The sequence below is a fragment of the candidate division KSB1 bacterium genome, from assembly GCA_022562085.1.
GTDB lineage: Bacteria > Zhuqueibacterota > Zhuqueibacteria > Oceanimicrobiales > Oceanimicrobiaceae > Oceanimicrobium.
The window spans coordinates 1-5,969 of the sequence record JADFPY010000287.1 but is presented as its reverse complement, the minus strand read 5'-3'; the positions used below and the strand labels follow the sequence as shown (position 1 = coordinate 5,969).

Here is a 5,969-nt window from a genome sequence, read left to right as displayed (position 1 = left end):
CGGGAATGGTTTGCTGCGGTTTGGTTCGGTGGGATCGCCAGGCTCGCCGGCGATACCTAAAATTTGTTCTGCCCGGCAATAGAAGGCTTCCAAATCAGCATATTTGTATGGCCAGTGTGCGTCCGAATTGCCCACGATTTCGGGCGTCATTTCAAAGTCAGCTTCACGAAGCCGCATGGAAACACCGCCGTAAAATACGGACGGTCCGCCAACACAGGTGTAGGCTCCCATGATTTTGCTGTTGCCGCCGGCCAATACGCGATAAGGGATCTCTTTGGAGTAATAAGGAGTCAATTCTACTGAGGCGTCATCTGCCCAATTGTGCTCACCGCGAGGAACCCAGTCGCCCCTTTCCAGCATCAAGACCTTTTTGCCGGCGTTCACGAGGACGTGTGCGACCATCGAGCCGCCGAATCCACTGCCGATTATGATGGCGTCGTATTCTGTTTGTTTATGGTTGGACAAATTTAAATGAGACTAACAAATGAAACGCCTCTCACGGCTAATGTAAGGGGCGTTAATTTAATTTTAAGAATAAAATTTGTTACAATTCTGGTGCGAACTTAACTTTTTGGGGGCAAAAAAGCAAGGATTTTTTAAATTAATAAACGCAGTTTACTAAAGTAAAATTACAATCCCTTGCCCAGCGAAAAATACCACCGAAATTGCCGCTTTTTCTCACCAGGCAGTGGATCGCTAAGCCAAATTGGGAATAACACTTTCACGGAGAGGTTGGTAAATAAAGAAACGTTCCCTCCGAACAAGTTGAAGCCATTTTCAAAAAAGGCAAGACCCACCCCGGCATTCGAGCGGGTAAAGGAGTCACTATCGCGTGTTTGCCAAATTTTCCCGGTGTCATAAAATGCAAATGGTTTAAAAATAAAAATTGCGCGTGACAAACCGAGTTCAAAATTGAGCGTTGCAAAACGCTCGGCGGGCAAAGGCTGTCCGGCATAACCCCGCAAAAAACCACCGCCTTCGACATATCTTCTTCTAAATGCTCCAACAGCATTGCCTGTCTTTACAATGTCATTTTGAAAACGCACGCGGGGCAGCCCCCTCACCACGAAACTGATCTTGCAGCGGCAACCGATCCGGACCAAATGAGGTTGCAAGGTTGCCTCGCACCCGCCACTTAAAACCCAAAAAGGGTGTTTCTAAAGTAAGACGGCTGCTGAGTTTGGTAAACTTTGCATCGCCTGCTGGCGAGATTTCAGCTCGGAGTCGTCCTCGGCTATTTAATCGGCCAAAAGTTTGAGTCGCCTTCCCCTCAAGGTAAGCAAGAAGAATGTTCACATCTTCCCACTCCTCAAACCGGACTTTGCCGGTATCGTTGGAGACTTTGCGGAAGGTGTAGACATCATTTAAAAGACGGCTGTAATTGACGCCAAATTTAAGGTTTCTCCCGCTTTGGGATAAAATTCCCTTAGAGCCGCTAAAAGTTAAATTCAGATCTGCTTCAAAGCGTCCTTCGTTTTTACGAGCCATAATCGTGTAACGGTTTAACAAGTTCTTGCGCGTCAAGGGATGTGAGTAGGCAACTTTACCATCGAGCTCTTTTGAATCCACGCCAAACATGGCCTCTAAAGCCAGGTTATTATAAAAGGCGTTGTAACTGCTGCGGGTTCCGATTCCCAGTCGAATCGAGTCGTGCTTGTTAAAACCAATCAGCGGCCGCCACAAAACCAGTATGGCGTCATTCGGCATGTGAATGTATTTCAGCAGCGGCCAGTCCGGGCGAAATTCCAGCCGCCGCCGCGCATTGTTCAAACGGTTACTGTCCATGATCCGGTCGTCCGGATCGACGTTGACGCTTTTGGGCTTCTTTTCGGTTTCAATAATAATTGTCGCGGATTCATCTTTGCCATCCCAGCGTTTGACCACTTTTTCACCGTCTCCCAAATCCACTTCGACATCCACCGGCATGATGCCATCGCCTTCGCGTGTAAGCTCAACTTCGGTGACCCAGGTTTTGTCGTCGCGTTGGTATTTTTTCACTTTACCTTTTTTGTAATCGACTGTCGGTGTATCATGCAGCCACTGGTTGAAAAACCAGTGCAATTCTTGTCCGTGCTTCTCCTCAAAAACCAGTTGCAAATCTTTTTCGGTGATATGAGTAAACGCATGCCGGCGAACCACTTCCTGCAAACTTTTTTTGAAAATGGAATCCCCGACCACAAACTTCAGCATTTCATAAAACAGCTCAGACTTCATATAAACATTAAACATCAGACCAATTGGATCGTTGTATTTGTGAATTTCTTTTGAAATGGGTTCGTTTTGACCCGACTCGCTGTAAAGTCGCGTGAAGGTTCTAATCGCCCCGTCCAGAGTCGGCAGGGGGTACTGTCGTTCAAAAAAGTTCATCTCTTCTTGAGCATCATCCAAATCGTATCCCCGTTTTCCATATTTTTTTTCAGAGTAGGATTTACCCATATAAACCACAATTCCCTTCGCCAGCCAGGACTCTTTCACGCCATTTGTGCTAACCATTCCGGGAAAATAAAGATAAGACAGTTCGTAAGCCAGGCTGAAATATTCTTCATCCTGCATGAGCGCCATCATCGGATAAGCCAGACTTCTTTCAAGACCTCGCACAATGTTGAGGTGGGGGAATCGATAGGGACCAAAGTGTTCTTCCAGGTAAGCCAAAGTTCCATCAATTCGTTCCAAAAACGGTTTTAACCACCGCCTGCGATTTTTGTAGTAAAAAATGTTGAGCGGTATTTTTGCATCTTTTTTGTAGTAAACAAAATTCGGAGATGCGCTCCAGATGAAGTCCTGCATATTATTTGCTTTGAATCGCACTTGTCGCGGGCCATCGATTTTAGCATTTTTGAAAAGCTCTTGTTTAAGAGAATCTTGCCAGACGGCAAAGGTACTATCATTCATCGCGGTATCCGCTTCGACTAACTCCCAACCCGGTTCGCCTTCGAAAATTTCACCGGAGCCAACCACAATGTAATTCCCCGGCACCCTAACCGTTACATCCATTTCAGAGAATTCGCTGTAGACGTCGCTCGGTTCCATCATGAAATGAAAAGGTTCGGGATGCCATCCTTCATGATCATAAACAGATAATCGGGGGAACCAGTGGACAAAATCCTGCGAGCGTCTTTTAGATTTAATTTGCTGATAAAAACTAAGCCCAAGGGAAAGGGTGTCACCAGGTGACAATGGATACGGCAAAGTCAGATCGAGAATAGTATCGCTGAAATCGTATGCCTGCAAAGGGAACTCAGTCTCGTTGCCAATTGATAAAAACTGCACACTTTGAATGGTCAGCTTGCGTCCCGGAGTTTGATCGAAATCCATGTTGCTGCCACTAAAACGACGCATTTCCCGAACGGCGGTATTTTCTTCGTCGTGAAAAGCATTAGAAGGAACTTGCAGATAAATTTTCTTGAGCGTATTCGGTGAGTTGTTCTTATAGAGGATTTGCATACTTCCATTTAATCTTTTCGCAGTTGTATCCAGTTCGGCTTCTATCTGGTAATGAACTTCCTGCTGCCATTTTCGCGTGAATGGTTCCCCTTGACTAAATAAAAGATCCAGCCAGATTGTGCCAACAATAAATGTTAAAACCCAAATTTTCATTGTCTAGCCCTTATTTAATTTTGGTCTAGCTCACTAATGTCAGAATGTATGGATTTATAATTCGGAAATGACTTGATCGTTTTCAACGTAGAAACTCAGGAAATGTTCAGACTGACAGTTCAGGTTAACTTTCAAATTTTGATTGATTTTAAATATGGAATTTGTTTCTTTATAATCATAATAGTTTTAATCAAATCTTCTTGTTTTATTTTATAGAAGAATGTAAAATAGGTTTAAAATTTTCCGGACGTGCGGAGGTCAATATGAAAAAAATATCAGCATTACTCATACTAATTATTTTTATTCCTGCAATTGCCTGGACAGGAGAAATTCATGGGACAGTCAGAAAAGGCAGGAGCTCGGTAGCTGGAGTAACCGTAAAAATTAAACATGGCAACTTAGTTTATAGCAAAAAAACTGACAAATACGGTTCATATAGCATCTATGTGAAAGAGACTGGAGAATGCAAACTGCGAGTTGATGGAGTAAAAAGAATTCTAACTGTTTACTCCAAAAAGACTCCTGTGAGATTCGATCTGGTTTTGTTGCAAGACACGGAGGGCAATTATTATCTAAAGAGGAAGTAGCATGGAGAATAAAAACAAAAAAGATTTCTGGGATAAATTGGGTATACTCTCTAAACCTTTAGGGGCTTTACTAACAGCTTTCATTATAGCCGGGATTGGGATTTACGGAAATGATTTTCTAGAAAGGCGTCAAAGCGAGGAAATGAAAATTCGCCTCTATACAGAGCTGATCAGTAATCGAGAACAAGCGGAGAGCTCTCTTCGCAAAGACATGCTGGCCTCGATAATTGGATCATTTCTGAAACCGGAAACCGCCTCACTGGAAGGAAAAGTACTTAATCTTGAACTTCTGGCTTATAATTTCCATGAGTCTCTTAATCTAAAACCCCTGTTCGTACACCTTAAGAAACAAATTGAAAAAGACTCATCACCTGATTCTGCAGACTATATGCAGCGTGTGAAGAAGGTTGCTAAAGAGATAAAGAGAAAACAGATGGCAATTTTGGAAGGAGCGGGTGATAAGTGGGATATAAACATTCGGTTGGAGGATGTCAGTAGTCTTAACGGGAAAGTCAACCAAAAGGTTTTTTGTCTGCAGATTAATAACGAAACCCACAATGAGATTCGGACATATTCTAGAAGCTTCAAAGTGACCGTGCATTCGTTTGACTCGATAGGGGAAGAAATAGGCGTACGACTGGAAGTAGGGCCGGCCGACCCTGATGAATGCTCCGAGATAGTAGAGGAAACGGAGATTTTCGAACAAAGCGAGAATACTTTAGACGAATGGGAGGATTCTGATGAGGGGATAGAGATTGTGATAGCCGAACCTACTGAAATTGTGGCACAGTTCGGGGTTGATTTTTTCGATTTCCCCATGATTGACAACACACGCCTTTCATATGACCAACGCTGTGCAGTGGTACTTAAGGAAATTAATGAGGAAGATAAGATATTGGAAATAGCAGTATTGTATTTTCCCGGGTCACACGCCAGTTTAAAGGAAAAACCATATTACGATGATATCGTGAATAAACTGCTTTCAGCCGGTCTGGATAAAAACAGGAATAAATAGCTAATGTAGAAAAATTTGTTTTGGCTCCAAAGTGTCCTTGAAAAGCCACCTTGATTTCTCAACCATAATTTCTTAGACACCGCCACCAAAGGGATGCAGCTTTCATTCATTTTTACAATTGCGGGAAATAGATTGCTTAACCTGAATAATTCATGAATTTTCATTTCAGGCAAAAAACTTCAATATTGTCATGCCCGAGTAGTCGGGCATCCATTACCTGCACTAAGTTGTGATTTGTAATGGATTCCCGCCTTCGCGGGAATGACGACTTTTATGGTTTGTGAATTAATCAGGTTAAAAAAGTGACCTTGCATTTGGTACAAATTTTAGTTGGGATCATGCTTTTGGGGGTCGCTTTAGGTTTTCTCTAACCAGGCATTAATAAATCTTTGACTAAGTTGTTTGGAATTACGTATATTTATTTTAATACCAATTTAAATAATAAGTAGAATAGAGAGCCTTATGTTCTGGTTAAAATTCATCAGCAAATTTATCAAGGTTTTGCGAGCAGGCGAGTCGCCGGGATTAATCGCCGGGGGATTTACATTGGGGTTTGTGGTCGGGCTTACGCCATTCTGGACTTTACAAAATATCGTGATCTTGATCATCGCAATTTTAACCAGGGTAAATCTTAGCGCGGTATTTTTTTCCATCTTTTTATTTAGTTTTGTGGCCTACCTTTTTGATCCATTGTTTCATAATCTCGGTTATTTTCTGCTAGTGCAGGTCGAGGTACTCAACGGACTGTGGACTGCCCTTTATAATATGCC

The 5,969-nt window shown here is 42.8% G+C and carries 6 protein-coding genes; 3 read left to right on the top strand and 3 right to left on the bottom strand.

What is annotated here, in order from left to right; translation table 11 throughout:
• From IH879_18205 to IH879_18195, 3 genes are all read right to left on the bottom strand, one after another.
• A partial coding sequence (locus IH879_18205; protein ID MCH7676857.1) for a GMC family oxidoreductase occupies positions 1 to 465 on the bottom strand: 465 nt, incomplete at its 3' end.
• A gap of 164 nt (positions 466 to 629) precedes the next feature.
• Positions 630 to 1,046: a hypothetical protein gene (locus tag IH879_18200; GenBank protein MCH7676856.1), complete on the bottom strand. Its 417-nt coding sequence runs from the start codon at positions 1,044 to 1,046 to the stop codon at positions 630 to 632.
• Complete coding sequence (locus IH879_18195) at positions 1,030 to 3,597, bottom strand: hypothetical protein (protein MCH7676855.1); 2,568 nt, start codon at positions 3,595 to 3,597, stop codon at positions 1,030 to 1,032. Before IH879_18195 ends, IH879_18200 begins: the two co-directional genes overlap by 17 nt.
• A gap of 263 nt (positions 3,598 to 3,860) precedes the next feature.
• Here IH879_18195 and IH879_18190 point away from each other — a divergent pair, with 263 nt between their 5' ends.
• The 3 genes from IH879_18190 to IH879_18180 all read left to right on the top strand — a co-directional run.
• A complete protein-coding gene (locus IH879_18190) occupies positions 3,861 to 4,184 on the top strand; it encodes a hypothetical protein (protein MCH7676854.1) in 324 nt (107 codons plus the stop codon).
• A gap of 1 nt (position 4,185) precedes the next feature.
• Complete coding sequence (locus tag IH879_18185) at positions 4,186 to 5,199, top strand: hypothetical protein (protein MCH7676853.1); 1,014 nt, start codon at positions 4,186 to 4,188, stop codon at positions 5,197 to 5,199.
• Between the two features lie 462 nt (positions 5,200 to 5,661).
• Positions 5,662 to 5,969, top strand: a 308-nt coding sequence (locus IH879_18180; GenBank protein ID MCH7676852.1) for a TIGR03546 family protein, incomplete at its 3' end; no start/stop codon positions are given.

Excerpts from the sequence above, each read along its gene's own strand:
- IH879_18195 (MCH7676855.1), bottom strand. The coding sequence starts at position 3,597 with ATGAAAATTTGGGTTTTAACATTTATTGTTGGCACAATCTGGCTGGAT.
- IH879_18190 (MCH7676854.1), top strand. The coding sequence starts at position 3,861 with ATGAAAAAAATATCAGCATTACTCATACTAATTATTTTTATTCCTGCA.
- IH879_18185 (MCH7676853.1), top strand. The coding sequence starts at position 4,186 with ATGGAGAATAAAAACAAAAAAGATTTCTGGGATAAATTGGGTATACTC.